This is a genomic window from Streptococcus suis, from assembly GCF_902702775.1.
Lineage (GTDB): Bacteria > Bacillota > Bacilli > Lactobacillales > Streptococcaceae > Streptococcus > Streptococcus hashimotonensis.
This window is the reverse complement of record NZ_LR738724.1, coordinates 726,000-747,519: the sequence shown is the minus strand read 5'-3', so window position 1 is coordinate 747,519 and position 21,520 is coordinate 726,000. Positions and strand designations below refer to the sequence as shown.

At 41.1% G+C, this 21,520-nt stretch carries 16 protein-coding genes and 1 pseudogene; 2 read left to right on the top strand and 15 right to left on the bottom strand.

Annotation, left to right across the window (positions count from 1 at the left end):
* The 3 genes from cas2 to cas9 are packed head-to-tail and all read right to left on the bottom strand — an operon-like array spanning window position 1 to window position 5,341.
* Window positions 1-333, bottom strand: a complete 333-nt coding sequence (gene cas2, locus GPW69_RS03755; protein WP_024381495.1) for a CRISPR-associated endonuclease Cas2 — start codon at window positions 331-333, stop codon at window positions 1-3.
* Window positions 330-1,196: a type II CRISPR-associated endonuclease Cas1 gene (gene cas1 / locus GPW69_RS03750; RefSeq protein ID WP_074391452.1), complete on the bottom strand. Its 867-nt coding sequence runs from the start codon at window positions 1,194-1,196 to the stop codon at window positions 330-332. Before cas1 ends, cas2 begins: the two co-directional genes overlap by 4 nt.
* The gene (gene cas9, locus GPW69_RS03745) at window positions 1,196-5,341 is read right to left on the bottom strand and encodes a type II CRISPR RNA-guided endonuclease Cas9 (protein ID WP_074391585.1); all 4,146 of its coding nucleotides are present in this window, start codon (window positions 5,339-5,341) and stop codon (window positions 1,196-1,198) included. The genes cas1 and cas9 overlap by 1 nt, the downstream gene beginning before the upstream one ends.
* Window positions 5,342-6,237: 896 nt before the next feature.
* Here cas9 and mnmE point away from each other — a divergent pair.
* Window positions 6,238-7,611: a tRNA uridine-5-carboxymethylaminomethyl(34) synthesis GTPase MnmE gene (mnmE, locus tag GPW69_RS03740; protein WP_074391453.1), complete on the top strand. Its 1,374-nt coding sequence runs from the start codon at window positions 6,238-6,240 to the stop codon at window positions 7,609-7,611.
* Window positions 7,612-7,814: 203 nt separating this feature from the next.
* Window positions 7,815-8,891: a hypothetical protein gene (locus GPW69_RS03735; protein ID WP_079848514.1), complete on the top strand. Its 1,077-nt coding sequence runs from the start codon at window positions 7,815-7,817 to the stop codon at window positions 8,889-8,891.
* Window positions 8,892-9,013: 122 nt separating this feature from the next.
* On the opposite strand, the gene GPW69_RS10705 is transcribed toward GPW69_RS03735, so the two are convergent.
* The 12 genes and pseudogenes from GPW69_RS10705 to glmM all read right to left on the bottom strand — a co-directional run bounded on the left by GPW69_RS10705 (window position 9,014) and on the right by glmM (window position 21,516).
* On the bottom strand, window positions 9,014-9,322 hold the full coding sequence (locus GPW69_RS10705; protein ID WP_029186757.1) for a hypothetical protein: 309 nt from the start codon (window positions 9,320-9,322) through the stop codon (window positions 9,014-9,016).
* A gap of 71 nt (window positions 9,323-9,393) precedes the next feature.
* Entirely contained in the window at window positions 9,394-10,863 is a 1,470-nt protein-coding gene (locus GPW69_RS03725; RefSeq protein WP_074391456.1) for a flotillin family protein, read from the bottom strand.
* 11 nt (window positions 10,864-10,874) lie between these two features.
* Window positions 10,875-11,456 carry a LemA family protein gene (locus tag GPW69_RS03720; protein ID WP_024413347.1) on the bottom strand — a complete coding sequence of 194 codons (582 nt, stop codon included), beginning with the start codon at window positions 11,454-11,456 and terminating at the stop codon, window positions 10,875-10,877.
* Window positions 11,457-11,527: 71 nt separating this feature from the next.
* The gene (locus tag GPW69_RS03715) at window positions 11,528-12,313 is read right to left on the bottom strand and encodes a TPM domain-containing protein (protein WP_074391457.1); all 786 of its coding nucleotides are present in this window, start codon (window positions 12,311-12,313) and stop codon (window positions 11,528-11,530) included.
* A 71-nt stretch (window positions 12,314-12,384) separates the two neighbouring features.
* Complete coding sequence (locus tag GPW69_RS03710) at window positions 12,385-12,963, bottom strand: uracil-DNA glycosylase family protein (protein WP_074391458.1); 579 nt, start codon at window positions 12,961-12,963, stop codon at window positions 12,385-12,387.
* Window positions 12,950-13,408, bottom strand: coding sequence for a GNAT family N-acetyltransferase (locus GPW69_RS03705; RefSeq protein WP_074391459.1), 459 nt, complete (start codon window positions 13,406-13,408; stop codon window positions 12,950-12,952). The genes GPW69_RS03710 and GPW69_RS03705 overlap by 14 nt, the downstream gene beginning before the upstream one ends.
* Before the next feature lie 40 nt (window positions 13,409-13,448).
* Entirely contained in the window at window positions 13,449-14,849 is a 1,401-nt protein-coding gene (gene pepV, locus GPW69_RS03700) for a dipeptidase PepV (RefSeq protein ID WP_074391460.1), read from the bottom strand.
* A 100-nt stretch (window positions 14,850-14,949) separates the two neighbouring features.
* Entirely contained in the window at window positions 14,950-16,155 is a 1,206-nt protein-coding gene (gene sstT / locus GPW69_RS03695) for a serine/threonine transporter SstT (protein WP_074391461.1), read from the bottom strand.
* 295 nt (window positions 16,156-16,450) lie between these two features.
* Window positions 16,451-17,230 (bottom strand): trypsin-like serine peptidase, encoded by a 780-nt coding sequence (locus GPW69_RS03690; RefSeq protein WP_079396499.1) that lies wholly within the window; start codon window positions 17,228-17,230, stop codon window positions 16,451-16,453.
* 173 nt (window positions 17,231-17,403) lie between these two features.
* Window positions 17,404-18,066 (bottom strand): annotated as a pseudogene (locus tag GPW69_RS03685) (class I SAM-dependent methyltransferase); the annotation flags it as partial.
* Window positions 18,067-18,459: 393 nt separating this feature from the next.
* A complete protein-coding gene (locus tag GPW69_RS03680; protein ID WP_009910410.1) occupies window positions 18,460-20,004 on the bottom strand; it encodes an ABC-F family ATP-binding cassette domain-containing protein in 1,545 nt (514 codons plus the stop codon).
* A gap of 162 nt (window positions 20,005-20,166) precedes the next feature.
* The gene (gene glmM, locus GPW69_RS03675; protein WP_024385421.1) at window positions 20,167-21,516 is read right to left on the bottom strand and encodes a phosphoglucosamine mutase; all 1,350 of its coding nucleotides are present in this window, start codon (window positions 21,514-21,516) and stop codon (window positions 20,167-20,169) included.
* Window positions 21,517-21,520: the final 4 nt, after the last annotated feature.

Below are 21,520 nucleotides of genomic sequence, written 5' to 3'. Positions count from 1 at the left end.
TCAAATCTCCTCTCCTAAAAAGACTATTCGAGAGTCCGTATTTCCTATACAGTCATCTCGCTGACCATGGAGATAAATCATACGAGCAAATTGTTTTTCTGTAACTGTCAGAAGTGTGATATTACCTTTCTTGGGATTATTTGCCTTTAGTCGCTCCAACATAGCATTACTGGCTGAATTGTTCAGGAGTAACTTGCTATAGACTGAAAATTGATGCATAATAAACCCTTCGTTGATTAAAAATTTACGGAATTTACGATATGCCTTTCTTTCATCAACTGTTTCTGTAGGCATATCAAACATCAATAGCATTCTCATATACCGGTAACTCATATCCTAAATTCAGGAACTCCTTTCCCTTTATTATTGAGCGCCTTAATCACTTTCTTCGTATAATCGCTAACAATATTAGTCAGGTACATTTCCTTATTGTTATATTGAAATGTATCTGAGAAAATTGTAAACAATTCACGCTTAATTTTAACAAAACTATAATTTCGATTTTCGTAAACAATCTGATCTATGATAGGCCGAAAAGGTTCCATGATGTCGCTAGCAAGATTGAATTGATTGAATTGGTTAGCGTGTTTTAAACCAAATTGTGTCATGCAGCCAGAAAGAACAACCTCACGCGCAAACATACTAAGTAACAGGGTATAGCCATAATCTAGACTTGCGTTGATATCATTATCAAGTTCTCGATTAAAATCGTTTCCAAACAAAGTATTAAAGTAAATCCTCGCAGAATGTCCTTCACGATTGCTAGGGTCAAAGAGCTCCAAACTATGGTACAAATTCATGACGGATTGAGATTTTTCAATGAATCCACACTTACTGAGATAGATACTTTGGTTTAGTATTTTCTGGGAAATGATATGTGTCCAAACTTCAGCTTTGATTGCTTCTTCCCAGTCAATTTGCCTCGAAAGCTGTAAACTGGAGTCATGCCGAGCATAATAAGGCATCAAGTGTGCTGTTGGTAGTCGCTTATCATCACAAAAAATAACCAGAATGTTTTCATCTACTAATCGCTTGATTAACATCGTAGACAGCACAATATCAGTTGTTTCCAGCAATAAGATGTCAACCTCGGACAGATGAATCATTTCTGTCCGAGTAGCATCTTTAAAAATCAAATGATTATTTTTATATGATAGTTTGGAGTGTGTATTTACAATAACAGTCCGCCAACCCATTAGTCTCCTCCTAATTTGCTCAAATCAATACGTGTTTCATAGAGACCAGTCACAGACTGATGAATGAGGGTAGCCTTGAGAAGTGAGGATGGGGTGTAATCTCTATAGCGTGGGATTTTAGTGCCTAAAAATTCAAAATCAACAGCACTACCTAGGGCAGTTAGATTCAACAAGTTGATGAATGAATTGCAAAGTTCCTCAAGGTTATCAGTATCTTTTCTAGCTGAATATGCTTCTACAATCCGTTTTCCATTAGCTTTAGCTCCAACAATTTTTTCATTGTATTCGAGGATGTATGTCAGTAATTCATCAAAAACATAACGATTAGTTTCCACATATTTCTTATGTCCAGGCTCCAGCGTTCGATTTACTCTCATTGCATGGTAAAGTAAAGTAACAAATTTATCTGGCAGATACATCTCATTGCCCTTATGAATTTCTCCACGTTTATTATTTGTTGACAAGATGCTTGCAAGCATTCGTCTGCTGCCGTTTTCCAGTTCAAAAAGGCTATATTTTGGTAATTTAATAATGGATTTAATATCTTTATATCCAAGATTCAATAAATATTGTTTTGGATTTTTCTCAAAATCCTTCCTAGCTAGAATGGAGATGCCTTGAAACTCTGTTACTTCCGCTTTACTTTTCTTTTTCCCCTTCTCAATAATTCCATTCACTAGAACGGCATAAGAATTTGAAATGCCTGCATAGCCACCGTAACGCTTTGTATCAAAACTTTGTTTGGCAGGAACCAGATTTTCAACACTTCCTTCTTTAGGCCTTGGTGAAAGATTTGCATTATAGAAGCCTTTAGGTTTCCCTCTATCTAGACCATGGTTTTGAACCTCTGTCTTTTTAACAACATTCACTTGCGGATAAGATAAGACTTTTCTAACCGTTCTAAAGTCCGACTTTTTGTCCCAAACAATTTCCCCGGTTTCCTTGTTTACCTCAATAATAGGTCTAATTTTTACCGTCCCTGTTTTAGAAGACTTCACAACTCGCTTGAAAAAGTTCATGATATTAGAATAAAATAAGACCCTCTCGGTTGCCGATTTACGAGATTTATAGCTATTGTATTTTGGATAGTCTCCATAAACAAATTCTGGTGCTAACTGAGGGTACTTTTTCAATAAAGCTGTTGCTACCACTGCATTCAGATAGGCATCATGAGCGTGATGGTAATTGTTGATTTCACGTACTTTATACAATTGATAGTCTTTTCTAAATTGGGATACTAAACTTGATTTTAAGGTAATAATATTGACTTTCGGATCACGAATTCTATTTCCAGCGTCATCCAACTTCGTATTAAAGCGCGTATCCAAAATTCTAGCCACATGCTTTGTGATTTGTCTAGTTTCCACTAATTGTCTCTGGATAAACCTTGCCTTATCCTCATTAGTCAATCCACCTCGCTCCGCTTTGGTCAGATTATCAAATTTACGCTGCGAAATAAGTTGAGAATCTAATAACTGTTTCCAGAAGTTTTTCTTTCTATGAACAATCTCGAGGCTTGGCACATCATCAGACTTGCCTCTGTTTTTAGCAGATTTAGTCAATACCTTATTATCTAGTGAGTCATCTTTAATAAATGCTTGTGGGATAATATGGTCAATATCATATTGACTGAGCTGATCGATATCTAATTCTTCGTCAGTATACATATCCTTCCCATTTTGAAGATAATAGAGAAAAAGTCGATCATTCTGAAGAGCTTGATTATTTGTCGGATATTCTTTAAGAATTTTTGAATTCAAGTTGCTATCCAAATTCTTAATCGCATTCTCTATTTTCTTATAGCGCTGTTGCGAACTACGGCGACCTTGATTCGTAAACTGATTTTCACGCGCCATTTCAACAACGATATGTTCGGGCTCATAGCCCATTACCTCTATCAATTCATCCACAATTTTTAAACTTTGTAGGATTCCTTTTTTTATAGCTGGACTTCCGGCAAGATTTTGCACCTCTGTGCGATAATCTTCCGCTTCTCCAGAACCTTGCGCTAGTCTGATTTCATCTACAAATGATAGAGTATCATCATGAATCAGTTGCATAAAATTACGATTACTGGTTCCGTCATCTATTAGATAATCCAAAATCGTTTTTCTCGTAGTTTTATTTCGAATGCCATTAATTAACTTAGCAGATAATCGACCCCAACCAGTATAATGCCGACGTTCCAGCTTTTTGCGTTGTTCTTCTGTCAATACATCCTTATACTTCTCTAGGCGTTTTCTAATCATTTCTCTATCTTCAAATAGAGTTAAGGTCAGCACAACATTTTCCAAAATATCTTCATTTTCTGGATTATCAAGTAAATCTTTAGATACTATTTTTTTCAAGTCATGGTAAGTACCGAGTGAGGCATTAAAACTCTTATTGTCCTTATCTAAACCCATCAAGTCTACGATGCGGAATTCATCAAATTCCTTACCAAGGAAATCCATTAATTTTTCCTTGGTAACTTTTCGATAAACCTTAAATACGCCATCAAAAATTTCTTGCTTCATACTAGCATCAAAGAAGAATGAATTACCTTGTTCTGTTACATACCTTACCTTAGTCAACTCATTATATACAGCAAACTTTTCGTATAGTAAACTGTGTTTTGGAAGAACCTTTTGATCCGGCAAGTATTGATCATAGTTTGTCATACGAGTGATGAAGTTTTCGGCGGAAGTTTCCTTATCAACCATTTCATCAAAATTCCAAGGCCTAATCTTTTCGTCTGATTTACGATTTAACCAAGCAAACTCACTCTTTCCTCGTGCCAACGGGCCTACATAATAAGGAATACGGAAAGTTAGTATTTTTTCAATCTTATCCTGATTCTCTACTAAAAACGGATAAAACTCGGCCTGTCTACGAATGATAGCATGCATTTCTTGGAGATGAATTTGGTGAGGAATAGAGCCATTATCAAAGGTACGTTGTTTTCTAAGGAAATCTTCTCTATCAATTTTATCAATGAAATAATTACTTCCCTCAATCTTCTCTATTGCTTTTTTTATGAATCTATAAAAATTCTCCTGCGTCGTTTTCCCCTCAATATAACCTGCATAACCATCTTTTAGCTTATCATTGAAAACTTCTTTATAGGAATCGGACAAATTCTGATGAATAAAGTTCTTAAGTAAAGCTAAATCTTTTTGATGCTCCTCATATCTATTAACCATTGAACTAGAAAGCGGAGCCTTTGTTGTAGAATCAGTTGTTGACAAGATACCTGCCAACAATATCCCATCGTATAAGGATTTTGTCGCGATAAACAGGTCAGCATAATCATCCCCAATTTTACCTAATAACTCCTCCAAATCTTCTTCGTACGTTTCTTTAGAAAATTGGATTTTTGCATCTTCAGCCAGCTCGAAATTTGTTTTAAAATTAGGCTGTAGCCCTAGGGCAAGTGCAAGAAAATTACCAAAAAGTCCATTTTTCTTTTCATTTGGAAAATAATGAAGAACATTTTCTAAACGTCTAGACTTACTGACTTTTTCAACTAAAACATCTGCAACATTTGGTAGATTCTCTGATAAATAGCTACCTTCAACAGTTTTGGCGAACATCTCAACAAAGTCATTAAATAAATGTTGAACCTCTTTATTTTCAGATTTTAAATCCCCTTCAAACAGAAAATGCCCTCGATACTTTATAATGTGAGCCAAAGCAAGATAAATTAAACGAATATCTGCTTTTTGAGAAGAATCTGCTAATTGTTTTCTTAAATGATAAATAGTTGGAAACTGTTTATGGTACTCTTTTTCCTCCTGCAAGGTTCCGAAAATTGGATGCTTACTTCCTTGCTTATCCTCAACAATAAGAAAAGAATCATCAAGACGTTGGAAAAAACTGTCATCAATTTTATTGATTTCTTCTGCAAATATTTCTTGCAAGTATAAGATACGATTTCTGCGGCGTGTATAACGTCGACGAGCTGTTCGCTTTAGTCTGCGATTTTCTGCTGTATTGCCCTCATCAAACAGCAAGGTGCCAAGTAAGTTTTTCTTTATGTACCGCTTTTCGGTATTTCCAAATACCTTCATTTTCTTGGAAGGTACTTTGTAGTTCTCTGTATACATAACACAGTGCCCAACGCTGTTCGTACCTATATCTATTCCTATAGCGTAACTTTTCTTCATCATAGTTTTACTCCTTATAATTTGATTATTATATTTTGATGCTTTTGTGAAATTTATGAGATTAATGATTTTTTCAAAAAAACAATCTCCTTAAATATAAATTGATTATATATATTTCAATGGCTTATTTCAAGAAATTAGCTATTTTTAGAACAAAAATTTTATCATTCTTGAAAGATTTGTTATACTTATGGAGATTTATATTTAGTTTTAGCGCTATGTTAGTTTAGAGTGCAACAATTTTTTTATAAAAACTCTTGCAAATATTTGTAAGATGCTATATAATGATTTTGTTGAAACCATTCGAAACAACACAGCGAGTTAAAATAAGGCTTTGTCCGTACTCAATTTTGCGCACCGATTCGGTGCTTTTTTGTTTCTATTGTTATTATATCAAATTTTAAATCGTTTTCAATACATATCTTTGTATCAGCATCTCTAAAATGTGCTTTTTTTATCATTCCATGTTAAACTTATAAGTAAGATTTAAGAACCTGTATTCACAGTTCAGCACTTCCATCTAAGGCTAGTTTATCAGCTATTCATCGTTAGTTTTTTGGGAGTGAGAAAGAACTCGATTGATCTCAAAACGAGTCTCCCTCACTTCCAATACCGTAGGTTCGACTCCTATGGTCACTTTCTAGTTTTAAGGTGACCAGCTGAAACAGTTCCCCAAACTGTTTCACTCCACCGGACTATTTTACTCCCACCCCCGCACAGCTCCAACAGTCAGAGTAGTGACTGTTAAACCCAATCAACCGCTGCGCTGAGATGTTGACACGAACCGCTGGGCTTGAGCCCATCACTCAAAAACCTACCTTGATTAGCGAAAAACTATCTCTTATATTAAAACATTTTACTTGTGAATACAGATTCTTGTTAGAAAGCACATTATTATGATCACCAAAGAATTCGATACAATAACTGCCATTTCAACTCCTCTCGGTGAGGGTGCCATTGGGATTGTCCGCCTGTCTGGGACGGATGCATTTGCCATTGCCAGCAAGGTTTTCAAGGGCAAGGATTTGGCGACTGTTCCTAGCCACAGCCTCAACTACGGCCACATTATTGACCCTGCGACAGGGCAAGTGCTTGACGAGGTCATGCTGGGTGTCATGCGTTCTCCACGTACCTTCACGCGCGAAGATGTCGTTGAGATTAACACCCACGGAGGCATCGCCGTTACCAACGAAATCCTTCAACTCCTGATTCGCCAAGGTGCTCGAATGGCTGAGCCGGGCGAGTTTACCAAGCGTGCCTTTCTCAACGGCCGTGTAGATTTGACCCAGGCCGAGGCCGTCATGGATGTTATCCGTGCCAAGACCGACAAGGCCATGCACAATGCCGTCCGCCAGCTTGACGGCTCCCTCTCACAGCTCATAAACGACACCCGTCAGGAGATTCTCAACACACTGGCACAGGTCGAGGTCAACATCGACTACCCTGAGTATGACGACGTCGAGGAGGCGACGACAGAGCTGGTCCGCGAAAAAACCCTCCAGTTCCAAGCCCTTTTGGAAAATCTCCTTCGTACTGCCCGCCGTGGAAAAATCCTGCGTGAAGGCATCGCTACTGCTATTATCGGTCGTCCCAATGTGGGAAAATCCAGCCTGCTCAATAACCTCCTCCGCGAAGAAAAAGCCATCGTTACAGACATCGCAGGAACAACCCGCGACGTTATCGAAGAATACGTCAACATCAAAGGTGTCCCCCTCAAGCTGATTGATACCGCAGGTATCCGTGAAACAGATGACATCGTTGAAAAAATCGGTGTGGAACGGTCTAAAAAAGCCCTTGAGGAGGCCGACCTCATCCTGCTAGTCCTCAACGCATCCGAGCCACTGACCGAACAAGACCGCAATCTCCTAGCCATTTCCGATTTGGCCAACCGCATCGTCCTGCTCAACAAGACCGACCTGGAAGAGAAGATTGAAGCAGACCAACTGCCCGAGGATGTCATTCGCATTTCCGTCTTGAAAAACCAGAATATCGACCAAATCGAAGAAAAAATCAACCAGCTCTTCTTTGAAAATGCTGGTCTGGTAGAGCAAGATGCCACCTACCTCTCCAATTCTCGTCATATTTCCCTGATTGAGCAAGCCGTCCAAAGCCTGCAAGCTGTCAACGACGGTCTGGAAATGGGCATGCCCGTAGACTTGTTACAGGTGGACCTGACACGCTGTTGGCAGATTTTAGGAGAAATCACAGGCGATGCTGCTCCAGATGAACTCATTACCCAACTCTTTAGCCAATTCTGTCTTGGAAAATAGAAAGAGGCTAGGCAAGTCTTAAAAATAGAAAATAGCTTAGAATTACGTCGTAAGAAACCGTGATTCTAAGCTATTTTTAATGATTCAAATTGTGATTGAAGACGAAAGGTTCAGTTTTTTCACACTTTTTGTATATTAACAGATTAAAACTTGTCCTTCTCTAAAAAATAAACTATACTATGGATAGAAAGGAGGCTTACCCTATGAAAAAAATGATAATTGCTTTACTTGCCGCTTTTTGCCTTATTTTTTCCTTTATCGCTTGGAAATTGGAAACCTATCAGCACGCCAAAGTAGAACTCGATTCAAATGCTGACTTCTATCTCGTTTATCCAGGTAAAATCGAAGCCTTTCAATTATCTAATGACCAGCCAAAGCTCATTCACACTCAAAAAATGAATTCGGACAACTATTTCGGCTCTGGAAAAAACCACATTATAGACAATCAATATTTAGTTTTTGCCAATGACCAGCAGAAATTTACCAATGACAATTTGGTTTCTATTGATTTCAAAACAGGAGAAATTCTTCGTAAGCCAAGCAAATACGCTACCTACATCAGCGGAACTGATGGACAACATTTTTATACAGCAGGTCCTTTCCATGCCTTATCACAGTTCGATAATACGTTCAAATTAAAAAATCAATTAAAACTAGATGATGATTTTTTCCCACTTCCATATGTCTATGCAGATGATACATCCATTTATTTAAACGGCAATCAAATAACCACTGGTCAATCAGATTCTCAAAAAAATGTTCTCTATATCATCGATAAAACAAGCTTTACAAGATCAGATATAGTCGAATATGACAAAAATCTAGTAACTCATGAAGGACTCCTTGCAAAGGATACACTCTATCTTCCAATCACTAGTCACCATGCTTTAGATTACAAGGATATTGAGACTTCCTATGATATTTTGTCCTTCAATACAAAGACACGTACATTTTCCTCCATAACCTTATCACAGCCTACACCAGGAAGCATCCAACCACTCAAGGAAGATAACCTATTATTCATTGAGCACGAAAGCGATTGGCTATCTGCAATCTCTTTCACCATTTATAATACCCAAACAGGTCAAGAGAGCTACCATCGTCTAGACGAGCTTAATCCTCGTCCTTATTATATTGACCATGTCCGCCAACTAGACGGTAATAGATTATTATTGATTCTGGCTGGTAAGGCACTCATCTATGACTGGCAAGCAAAAAAAGTTTTAAGTCAAACCATTCTATCTGAGGATTATGTCAGCGGAGTGTGGGTAAATGACTGATAAACAAAAACGAATCTCAATCAAAGATTGTAAAAGTCCCAAGATTAGTCTTTCTTGGGACTTTCTTATATTCTATCGAAGTTGCACAGCACAATCAATGTACTTACAAATCCTCAGAACCACTATCTAATCGAAGTAAACGCCATTCCCAAAGCAGAACCAAAATAATATTTCCACCTTTCTTGCTCTAAATAGCGCTTAAACATCTTTAATTTATCCGATTGAATCCTATTCAAAGCTAGTTCTTCCGATACACATGGATATATTTTATGGGAAAGATAGCTAATCTTACTACCTTTTTCACACAACTCCATTGCTTCCAACAACTGGAATTTCAATGCTTTGCTCAACTTTAATTCTGAATCAGATAATAGTTCATTTATTTTTTGTATAAACAACTTACTTTTTTTACTGTTTCTAAACATTTTCATTTTTAAAGACAATCATGCGATGGAAATGATGGGGGAAACCTACTCAGTCCCCCATCTCTTCCAACTGCTTATTATTTTTCATTGTCCTCTTCCGCTTCTTTTGTTTCTTGGGCAGTCAGTAAACCTGTTGACATGGCACGACCAGTTAGGGTTGCGCTGATTAAATCACGGACATTGAGGCCTAGACCTTCTGTTGTCTTGTCCATGGTCGTCATCAGGTCTCCTACCATTTTTGAGGCATTCCCTTCGCCGTACATGGTAATCTTATCAACATTTCCAAGTGGTGCTGCAATATTCTTGGCGATTTCTGGAAGGACATTGACCACCATTTCAGTCACGGCTGCATCGTTGAACTTGGCCATGGCATCCGCTTTCTTGCTAAGACCTTCTGCCTCTGCTTCGAGTTTCAAACGGATGGCTTCTGCTTCGGCACGTCCTTTGGCCTCAATACCTGCCGCTTCTTGCTCCGCAGCATACTTGGCAGCTTCTGCACGCGCTTTTTGAGCTTCCGCTTCACGCTGCGTTTCGTAGAGTTCTGCTTCTGCCTTGCGTTGACGTTCAATCAAATCTGCTTCTGCAGCTTGCTGGCGAGCATATTTTTCTGCCTCTGCCTGTTTGCGGATAGTAGCTGAGAGCTCTTGTTCACGGACCTTAACTTCCTCTGCTTTTACTTCTGCTTCTTTTTGTTGCTTGACAATATTGGCTTCAGCAGTTGCACGCTCGATTTCTTTCCGTTGAGCTTGTTCCTCAATGCCATAGGCTGCGTTTGCCTGTGCCAGTTGGACATCTGACTGACGTTTTAGATTAGCTTGCTCAATAGCTAGTTCATTCTGTTTCTTGGCGATTTCTAAGTCTGCAGCGACACGCGCATCATTAGCCGCCTTATCCTCACGGGCACGGACTTCTGCTTGTTCCCGCTCTGCTTTGGCACGAGCATTTGCGGCATCCTTCTGGATGGTCACAATATTGTCAATACCTAGGTTTTTAATGACATCGTTGTCATCTGTGAAAGACTGAACCGTAAATGCGATGATTTCCAGCCCCATTTTAGCCAAGTCAGGAGCTGCGTTGGATTGGACTTTTTCTGCAAAAGCCTGGCGGTTATTGACCATGTCACGCAGTTCCATCTGACCAATGATTTCACGCAGATTTCCTTCCAAGACATCTTGAATAGAGGCAGAAATATCTGCAGTTTTCCAGTTAAGGAAGTTTTGAGCTGCCGCATTGAGCAATTCATCAGATACCCCAACCTTTACTTTTACGACCGCATCAGCTTTTACGTTGATAAAATCAAGAGTCGGTACAAAATCTGTGGTCTGCACATCTGTTGAAAACTGCTCAATAGAGATATAGGAGCGTTTTTCGATAAAGGGAATCATAAAACCAGAACGGCCAATTAAGGTCCGAGGCTTGCCCAAGCCGGTAATGACAATTGCTTCGTTAGGCTTAGCCGACACATAACCACATACAAACAATAAAACAAATAGTACAACAACAATAATTGGTATCATAATCGCCAATATATCAAATCCAAAGTCCATATTTATCTCCTTTATTCCTTATCACTCAAATCAACACTTGGTACAGTCGTCGCCGCATCATTTGTTGCCTGGAAGAGCTCTACTTTTTCATATCCGAATAGACCTGCATAGATGGAGGTCGGGAACCGCTTGATTTTTTTATTGTAGGTAGTTGCCACAGCATTATAGTCTTTACGGGCTACCAGTATCCGATTTTCCGTACCTTCAAGCTCTGTAATCAGGTCAGATACCTGTTGATTGGCTGTCAATTGAGGATAATTCTCAGCCACTACCAACAATCTAGATACTGCAGAATCTAGCTGACTTTGAGCTTGATTATAGTCACTCGTTCCCTGTTGACTGGAACCGATTTTAGCACGCGCTTCTGCAATAGCAGTAAATATTTCTTCCTCGTGTTCCATGGCGCCTTTGACAGCTGCGACTACATTGGGTATCAAGTCATAGCGACGTTGCAACTGTGTGTCTACATTGGCTTGTGCATTTTCAACCTCAGCATAACTGTCAACTAAGCCATTGTATTGCCCAACTGCTCCCATTCCTAAAAACAGCAGAGCTAGGACTGGTATGAGGATGACCAACCATTTCTTTTTCATAAGATTTCCTTTCTAACTACGATTAAATATTCGTAAAAAAGCAAACAACTATCAGAAGCCCTATACGAGCCTTACCATCCAGAAGAGGCTCCGCCACCGCCGCCTCCACCACCTGACCAACTACCTCCACCAAAACTAGACGATGAGGAATTAGACGAGTGATGATTGTGATAATGATGATGGTCATCAACCAACATCCAGAGTAGATTACCTGGTCCGCCACCACCACCACGACTAGATTTGTCAATAATACCAAATAGGATAGCGATCAGAATAACTACGAGAAACAGCCAGAAGCCATCATCCTCCTCACTTGTACCTTCTTCTATAGCAGCTAACTGATTTTTACCGATGCTTGTACCATAAAATCTATCCCCAATGGAGTTGACGATATAGGAAATTCCTCCACTGTAGTCTTCCTGTCGAAAGAATTCCCTTGCATTCTCTAGAATATCCTTGGCTTCTATATCCGTGATGACTGTGGCTGCATTGTCTGAGGTTTCTATCCGAGATGCTCTGTCAGCTATGGCAACCACTAAAAGAACTCCGTTGTCCGTTCCTGCAAAACCGACCTGCCAGTGACGAAAGGTTTCATTAGCCAAACTTTCAATATCACTAGACAGACTTTCTGTTACATAAACACCAACCTGTAAAGCTTGCTCGGTGCTTGCCCAACTTCGATTGAGTTGATCAATTTCTGCAATGGTCTCACTCGAGAGTAACTGCGTCTCATCCACTACCGTTGTACCTGTGGGTCGGTCTGGAATCTGATTTGCTCTAGCTAGTGTGGGTGCAAATAGCAAGCAAACCGTTAGAATAGCGAAACAGCCGATGATAATTTTTTTCCATTTTCTCATCAGAACACCTCCTTCGATGAACAAAGATAAGAAAAATTTATTAGGTATATATATACAATTATATCATATTATCATTTTCCCAACAATATATTTATGTTGTTTTTCAGTAACGGTAGAGTCTGTTCAACAAACCAGGGATGTTTAGCTTGCCAGATATTGTTCCTTGGCGATGGATGAGGTAGGGGAAAATAGGTGGGTAGGTAATCACCTGCATTCTCCACTCTCTCGGTCACAGTCCTATGGGATTCTCCTAAATAATAGTCCTGAGCATACTTACCAATCAACAAGGTCAGCTCAATCTGGGGTAGTTGCTTCATAATGAGCGGGTGCCATTTGGGCGCAAAATCCTTGCGAGGCGGCAAATCCCCAGACTTCCCTTTTCCTGGATAATAGAAATCCATAGGAAGAATAGCAAAATGGCCAGATTCATAGAAGATTTCCCTATCTACTCCCAACCATTTCCGCAGATTCTCTCCACTAGCATCATCAAAGAGGCGACCTTTTTCTTGTGTTTTTAATCCCGGCGCCTGTCCAATAATGAGGATTTTTGCAGTAGACGGTGCTTGGAAAAGTGGCTTTATCCCTTTTTTCGTAAAAGGTTGATTGGTTAAATCCTCCATAATCGCCTGACGAATATCAGCAAGTTCCATGACGTCCTACTTTCTTGAACATCGTCACATCTTCTTCCAGGGCATGAAAACCACATTTTTTATAGAAGGAAAAAGCTGGTACATTGCGTTCGGTTTGCAGGAGAATATGATCAATCTTTCTCTCAATCAACTGCTCCTCAATTCTTTTTAGAAAGGCTTGTCCGATTCCTCGTCCTTGGTAGTTGCGAGCAATACAGAGCTCTTCAATACGGTATTCGGTCCCCTCATACCAGTAGCGAATGTGCCCTAGAGAAAAGGCTATGAGGCTACCTTGGTCAAGCAATCCAAAGCAAAGTGCTCTGGGATGTGACAGCAAATCGCCTAGATAGCGGTCCAGTTGTTCCTCGTCAGACCAATCATCATTCCATGGCTCCTGACTAAATACAGATAAGAAGAGCTGTTTGACCATTTCTATATCTGCAAGTGTGAGTTCTTTCAGTTCCATTTTCCCTCCTAAAAAAGACGGGCGAACCCGTCTTCATGTATTACTTAATTAGTTCGTAGATAGCTTCTGCGTAAATGGCAGCTGCGCGGTAGAGTTGCTCAACTTCGATAAATTCGTTGGCTTGGTGCATGGTATTGACATCGCCTGGGAACATAGCTCCGTAGGCAACACCACGTTTGAGCAAGCGTCCGAATGTTCCGCCACCGATCACTTGTTCGTGACCTTTCAAGCCTGTGTGTTTTTCATAAACAGACAAGAGGGTCGCAACCATTGGGTCATCGATTGGGCAATAATGTGGAGTGTGACCATGCTCAGACAGGCTAACAGCTTCTACGCCAAGTTTTTCCAAACCAGCCTTGATAGCTTCAGGGTTGGTATTTTTTGGATAACGGAAGTTGAGGGCAATGGTGTTGTCAGATGAGGTTTCATCAAACTTGAAGACACCTGCGTTCATAGAAAGAGCTCCCATTTGCTCATCGTAAATGGCTACGCCAAGTTTTTTAGCGTCATGGTCTTCTATAAGGACTTGTCCTGCCAAGTCAAGATAGGCTTTGGCTGCTCCGTCAAAGACGAATTGGCTGAGGAATTTAGCCAAGTAAGTTGCTCCGTTGACACCTTCTTCTGGGGTTGAACCGTGGGCTGATTTTCCGATGACGGTCACTTGTACTTGTCCGTTTTCAAGTTTTTCCGCGTCAGCTTTTAGGCCATAGGCTGCTGTGAAATCTGCCAACTTGCTGTCCAGATCTGCTAGGTCGCCAGAAATAATAGCTGTCGCAGACTCAGGCACCATGTTCTCACGCAAACCGCCTGTGAAGGAATGCAGTTTAGCAGCTCCGCTATTTTCCCCCGCAAAATGAAGATAAGCTGTGATATTGCCCTTTTCGCCATTGATAATCGGGAACTCAGCATCTGGAGAAAATCCGAAATCTGGCAGGGGAAGGCCGACGTGCTCGAAGTAGTAATCCATGTCCGCCCAGCCTGACTCTTCGTCGGTACCGACGATGAAGCGGACTTTTTTCGAAGTCGGAAGGTCCAACTCCTTGATGATTTTCAAGCCGTAGTAGCAAGCCATGGTCGGTCCTTTGTCGTCAGAGGATCCGCGGGCAAAGAGCTTGCCGTCGATGATTTGCGGCTCGTACGGGTCGGTGTTCCAACCACTTCCTGCTGGCACAACGTCCAAGTGACCGAAGATACCGAGGACTTCGTCGCCCTCGCCAAACTCAAAGTGACCTGCATAGTTGTCAACGTTCTTGGTCGGATAGCCGTCACGCTGAGCAATTTCGAGGAACTTGTCCAAGGCACGCACTGGACCAGGTCCAAATGGGTGCTGGGTATCTGCCTGGCTGTCGTCACGCTCAGAATTGATGCGGAGGAGGTCAAAGAGGTCCGCTAGAAACTCGTCTTTGCGTTTGTCAAACTCTGCTCTAAAATTTACTGTCATAATTTCTCCTTTTCAGTATCAAAGTAAGTCTATTTTATCACAAAATGAAAGAGATTTCAGAATTGAAACAACGAAAAAAAGTTGGTCTCCCAACTTCTTTCTATTTTTTCCAAGCAGATCGTTCTGCTACAACTGTAAACAAAACATCGGTTGATGAGTTGAGGGCTGTTTCACAAGAGTCCTGAATCACTCCGACAACAAATCCGACTCCAACTACTTGCATGGCTAACTCATTTGGAATGCCAAAAAGACTACATGCTACTGGGATGAGGAGAAGCGAGCCACCTGCTACCCCAGATGCTCCTGCTGCTGATAGTGATGCAACAACGGATAAAAGAAGAGCTGAGCTGAAATCAACACTGATGCCAAGTGTATGAAGAGCTGCCATTGTTAAAATATTAATCGTAATAGCCGCGCCAGCCATATTAATTGTGGCACCGAGCGGAATGGATACTGAGTATGTATCTGGATCCACTCCTAAACGTTTGCAGAGCTGCATATTGACAGGAATATTAGCTGCTGAACTTCTTGTAAAAAATGCCGTAACCCCACTAACCCGAAGACATTCAAACACCAGCGGGTAAGGATTTTTCTTCATTACAAGAAAAGCGATCAAGGGATTGACAACAAGCGCGACAAAAATCATGCTTCCAACCAAGAGTAAGAGCAGTAAACCATAGTCTTTTAAAGCTGTCAGACCATTATTTGCAATAGTATCGAAAACCAAGCCCATGATACCAAATGGTGCCAGACCAATAATCCAGCCTACAACTTTAGAAGTTACTTCCGCAGCAGATTGCAATAAATCTTTGGTTGTCTTGCTTGCATGACGAAAGGCCAAGCCAAACACTGCCGCCCATGTCAAAACACCAATATAATTAGCCGTTGCAAGTGCATTGATTGGATTGTCAACGACCTTCAACAAGAGGTCTTGGAATACTTCAGCAATCCCTTGTGGAGGAGTAATGTCCGTAGTCGTTGTAGTAGAAAGAACCAATTTAATAGGGAATAAATAGCTTGCTCCTACAGCAATGAAGGCCGCAGCAAAAGTGCCAAATAGATACAAGCAGATAACTGTCCTCATATTCGATTTTTGACCAGCAGGAGCTTGTGATAGAGCATGCGCAACTAGTGTCAGAACCAAAAGAGGGGCTATAGCTTTCAATGCTCCTACAAATAGACTACCAAATAGAGCAATGACCGTTATTTTTGGAGCAATTAAGCCTAGTAACACTCCCAAAACAACACCAATTCCGATTTTTCGGATTAAATTCATTTTTTTCCATACAGATATTATTTTATTCACTCATTTACCTCCAAACAAACATTTTTCAATCATAGCAGAAAAATCCAGTCAGGTCAATAGCCTTCGCTTCTAAAATCTATTGTCTGCATGATGCAATCTATGTGTGGCGCCCATATTTTACGAATAAATATACATCTGTAATCAAAACAAAATACTTTATAAGCTTTATCTACTTACTGCCCAGACCTCAACGATTTACCGCAATCATTTTTTTATGTGCGAAAAATGTGTTAGGATTGCAATTAAAAGCCCTGCCTTATCAGTAAAGCAGGACTTTGATGACTCAAGAATATCACTAGTAAATATCAATATTTTTGATACCATTCTTATCAAATAATTGTGTTTTCATCTCCATAGTCAACGGAGTAATAACGATTTTTGAATTAGAATCAATATTGGATACGACACCAATGATGCGACCATCTACAACAACAGGCGATCCGGATTGCCCCTTAACACCTGTGATATTGGTTTGAAGCAAACCGTCATAACGGACTTCCGTAATGGTTCCATATTCGTATTCCCAACGTCCGTAGAGATTAATGCTGTTGCTGACCATTAGAAATTGGCGGCCAACTAGGTCATAGGTGTTACGGTAAATTCCTAGCCGAGCATTTGCCGTATTGGCTGTCTGTGTTTTTCTGCTAGGAGTGGTGATTTTCACAAGGGCTACGTCACGACTAGCATCCCATGTTCCACCATATCCTGGCATCGGAATGAAGGGATTAAAGGTATTGGTTCTCTTAATTTCTGACAGTTCATAGTATGGTGAAGCATCACCCCAAACAGCATTTCCAGACCAAGTTTGGCTGGTCACACGTCCAGTCCCATCATCAGCCACTACGTGAGCTGCGGTTAATAAAGTATTCGGAGCTATCAGAATGGCTGAACCTTTTTTGGTTTGACCGGAACCAACATTTACTTCCAAATAATGAGATAAATTATATGGATAACTATTGCGTAGAGCTGGATCTGAAACGTGAGTCGTCTGTGCTTCAACCTCTACTATTGTAGGAGGAGCCACCGATAGACCGACACTAAGAAGGGCTACGCCAAGCAGTAATTTCGTTTTCATTTGAAAACCTCCTGTTTTTCTTTCATTATATCAATCCTAATTACAAAATACAAGCGTTTTCAAGTTTTTTATTCAACGATTTAGGCTCATCTCATCCATTGACAATAGCTCAAAAATAGGACTAGTACTTATCTAACTAGCCCTGTTAAAATACTTTCTGTCAGAAGATTTGCCTACCACTTTATCGATAAATTCGCTATATAATCTGAGGCAAATTGAGTCAAGCGATTGCGACTATCTTTGGATTCATAAAAATCAATCATGGCAAAACCAGCTCGTAATTGCCCAGCAATCTGCTCTTCTAAGGTGTGGCTAAATTCATAGCCATATTCTGGGTCAATTGTAATTTGTCCTGTTTCTTCTAATTGTCGTGCATTGAAAGGTAGGCTGTACATTGGAACCAATGCTCTGTCTGGATGCTCCCAAACATCATCAGCATCAAAGACATAAATCCAAGGGTTCATGTAACCAACCATGAGCAGTCCACCTTTTTTCAAAACCCGATAAGACTCCTGCCACATATTTTCCAAGTCTTCGATATAGACATTTGAAACAGGGCAAAAAATGATGGCAAAACTCTCGTCTTCAAAAGGAAAAAGCTGTGTCATATCTGCCTGCACCGTTTGCAAATCCAGATTTTCTCGCTCAGCAACTAGCCTATCCTTGTCCAACTGTTCCTTGGAGAAGTCCATAATGGTCGTTTGGTAACCATGAGCCGCAAACATCGGCCCCTGTTGACCACCACCACAGGCCAGCCCCAACAATTTCTTGCCTTGGGCCTTTTCAAACCAGTCCAGCGGCACAGTCTTTCCAACCGTCAGGGAAACGGGAGTGGGAACTCGACTGGTCAAAAATAGTTCGTCAACAAGTCTTTATTTCTAGTTGTTGAGCTAAAACGGTCTATCCCCAGACCGTTTTACTCCCTCTGGAGAGGCCTAGCCAATATGACCTCGTTCTGTTCTTTTCATATTTTTATACTCATTTAAAATCAAAAATAGCCACCTACCACTCCAAGTGGATATGGAGCGTTTCGATTTTGTTATTTTTTAGAAGAAAACAGCTACTTGAAATCCACAATCCTCAACTCAAACTTATAAATTAAGGTTTCACATGTTATAAGTAGCTTAGACTTGCTATTTTTGATTTTTATTGAGTATTACCTCCTTTACTATGCTCATTCTATTATAGTATAAGCACAAAGAAAAAGCCACCTTTCGGCAGCTAGTTTCTTAAGTCAATTCATTAAAATCCCATACATCGTCCACCCAGCCTTCATAGAAATCAGGTTCGTGACAGACCATGAGAATTGAGCCCTTATAGGCTTGAAGGGCACGTTTGAGTTCATCCTTGGCATCCACATCCAAGTGGTTGGTCGGCTCGTCGAGAACCAGGACATTGTTTTCACGGTTCATAAGCAAACAGAAGCGAACTTTGGCCTGCTCACCACCTGAAAGAACTTGGATCTGGCTTTCGATATGCTTGGAAGTCAGACCACAACGAGCCAAGGCTGCCCGTACTTCCGCCTGGTTAAGGGCTGGAAAGGCATCCCAAACGGCTTCCAGCGGGGTCTGACGATTGCCGCCAGCTACTTCTTGCTCGAAATAGCCTAGTTCCAGATACTCCCCGCGCTCCACAGAACCGCCTAGCGGTGGAATAATCCCCAGCAAACTTTTAAGAAGAGTAGATTTACCGATACCGTTGGCACCGACAATGGCAATCTTCTGGTTGCGTTCAAAGGTCAAATTGAGCGGTTTACGTGTCAATACACGGTCATAACCAATTTCCAAATCAGTCGTTTGGAAAATAAAGCGACTTGGAGTTCGAGCCATTTTGAAATCAAATGACGGCTTTGGTTTCTCTGCTTGAAGCTCAATAATCTCCATCTTGTCCAATTTCTTCTGACGAGACATGGCCATGTTTCGAGTCGCAACTCGGGCCTTGTTACGGTTAACGAAGTCTTGCAAATCTGCGATTTCCTTCTGCTGGCGCTCATAGGCTGCCTCCAACTGAGCCCGCTTCATAGCATGGACTTCTTGGAATTGATAGTAATCGCCCGTGTAGCGAGTCAAAAGCTGATTTTCCACATGGTAGACAATGTTAATCACATCATTCAAGAAAGGAATATCGTGCGAAATCAAGACAAAGGCATTTTCATAATTCTGCAAGTAACGTTTAAGCCAGTCAATATGCTCTGCATCCAAGTAGTTGGTCGGCTCATCCAGAAGCAAGATGTCAGGTTTTTCCAAGAGCAATTTTGCCAAAAGAACCTTAGTCCGTTGTCCACCCGATAACTCCGTCACATCCTTGTCCATACCATAGTCCATGACACCAAGCGCACGCGCTACTTCGTCAATCTTGGCATCAAGCGTATAGAAATCACGGCTTTCCAAACGATCCTGCAGTTCGCCAACCTCTTCCATGAGTGCATCCATATCGGCACCCTCTTCTGCCATAGACATGTAAATATCATTGATACGAGCCTCTGTCTTGAAGAGTTCGTCGAAGGCTGTCCGCAAGACATCACGGACTGATTGACCTTTTTCTAGTTTAGCATGCTGGTCTAAATAACCTGCTGTTACATAACGTGACCATTCAACCTTGCCTTCGTCTGGCTGCAGCTGACCTGTCACGATAGACATAAAGGTCGATTTCCCTTCTCCATTGGCACCGACAAGACCGATATGCTCTCCTTTCAAGAGACGGAAGGAGACATTCTCAAAAATCGCACGGTCACCAAACCCATGACTTAAATTCTTTACTTCTAAAATACTCATAATTTCCTCATAACATCAAAGAACTGGAGTAACAAACCCCAGTTTTTACTTTTATTTTCGCAGTCTTGAGTGGAATTTCTTCGCCTATCAGCTGTGAAATTCCTACTCAACCTTGCGGGGGTTAGACAACGAAATCAAACTCTACGAGTTACTGATTTCTATCTAACTCCCGATTTCCGCACGGACCACATCGGCAATGGTGTCCACGTAGTAATCGACTTCAGCATCCGTTGGCGCTTCTGCCATGACACGCAAGAGGGGCTCAGTACCACTTGGGCGAACCAAGATACGACCGTTGCCAGCCATTTCTGCTTCCATTTTTTCAATGATAGCTGCAATAGCAGGCACTTCCATTGCCTTGTCTTTCATGCTGTTTTCCACACGGATATTGACCAATTTTTGTGGGTAAATGGTCACTTCTGCTGCCAATTCTGACAACTTCTTACCAGTTTCTTTCATGATTTTGGTCAATTGCACAGCGGTCAACTGGCCGTCTCCTGTGGTGTTATAATCCATCAGAATCACATGTCCTGACTGCTCACCACCGACATTGTAGCCTTCCTTGCGCATTTCTTCGACCACATAACGGTCACCAACTGCGGTCACAGCTTTTTCAATACCTTCACGATCCAAAGCCTTATGGAAACCAAGGTTGGACATAACTGTAGTCACAATTGTATTTTTGGCCAATAGACCTCGATCAGCAAGGTATTTACCAACGATGTACATGATACGGTCGCCGTCTACTAAATCACCATTTTCATCGACGGCAATCAAGCGGTCACTGTCACCATCAAAGGCAAGTCCAATTTGACTACCTGTTTCCTTGACCAGTTCTTGCAATTTTTCAGGATGAGTTGAACCAACGCCCTCATTGATATTCAAGCCATCTGGCTTTTCAGCCATTACTGTCAAATCTGCTCCCAAATCTACAAAAATTTGACGCGCAGATGTTGCTGCAGCACCATTGGCTGTATCGAGTGCAACTTTCATACCGTCCAAATCTGTACCAGTTGACACCAAGAATTGCTGGTACTTACGTAGACCTTCTGGATATTCTACCACATCTCCTAAACCTTGAGCGGATGGGCGTGGCAATGTGTCTTCCTCAGCATCAAGAAGAGCCTCAATTTCCGCTTCCAATGCATCATCCAATTTGAAACCATCACCAGCAAAGAATTTGATACCGTTATCTTGCGCTGGGTTATGACTTGCAGAAATCATGACACCTGCACTTGCTTTTTCAGTTTTGACTAGGTGAGCAACACCCGGTGTCGCTAAAACTCCCAATTTATACACATGAATCCCTACTGATAGAAGTCCTGCAATCAAGGCAGCCTCTAACATTTGACCTGAGATACGTGTGTCACGCGCCACAAAGACACGAGGAACATCCGTCTCATGCTGGCTAAGGACATAACCACCAAAACGACCCAATTTGAATGCTAATTCTGGCGTTAATTCTACGTTTGCTTCTCCACGGACACCATCTGTCCCAAAATATTTACCCATTTTC